The sequence below is a fragment of the Enterobacter cloacae complex sp. IR5401 genome, assembly GCF_049238425.1.
Lineage (GTDB): Bacteria > Pseudomonadota > Gammaproteobacteria > Enterobacterales > Enterobacteriaceae > Enterobacter > Enterobacter hormaechei_C.
The window spans coordinates 1-573 of record NZ_JBMKHN010000058.1 but is presented as its reverse complement, the minus strand read 5'-3'; the positions used below and the strand labels follow the sequence as shown (position 1 = coordinate 573).

Here is a 573-nt window from a genome sequence, read left to right as displayed (position 1 = left end):
GGGAGCTTCGTTGCTTGAGGCCCGCAGTGACGGAACCCCGCTGGAGATGGCTGTCGCCAGTTCGGTTGCATGGGACCGGCTCGCTCAACTGGTAGCGACAGGGACTCAACTCAGCAACACGCTAGCCGATGAGCCTCTTGCATATGTCGGGCAGGGATACCATCGCTTTCGTCGTTATGCGCCCCGCATGTTGCGCTGTCTGAAGCTCGAAGCCGCGCCGGTCGCCGGACCATTGGTAGCAGCAGCTTTGTCGATCGGAGAGATGAAAGGTGTTGCATCGCCAGAAAGGCGTTTCCTGCGGCCCAGCTCCAAATGGAACCGTCATTTACGAGCTCAGGAAAAAGGAGATACCCGTCTTTGGGAAGTGGCGGTACTCTTTCACCTCCGGGATGCTTTTCGTTCCGGAGATGTCTGGCTCGCTCATTCGCGCCGCTATGGTGACCTCAAGCAGGTACTGGTGCCGATGATCGCGGCGCAGGAAAATGCAAAACTGGCCGTGCCTTCCAACCCACAGGATTGGCTGGCAGACAGAAAGGCGCGACTCACGATCGCTCTTAAGCGGCTGGCCCGGGC

1 pseudogene is annotated in these 573 nt (G+C 59.2%); it reads left to right on the top strand.

Annotation, left to right across the window (positions count from 1 at the left end):
- Nucleotides 1–573, top strand: a pseudogene (locus tag ACOTX1_RS23820) (Tn3 family transposase); the annotation flags it as partial.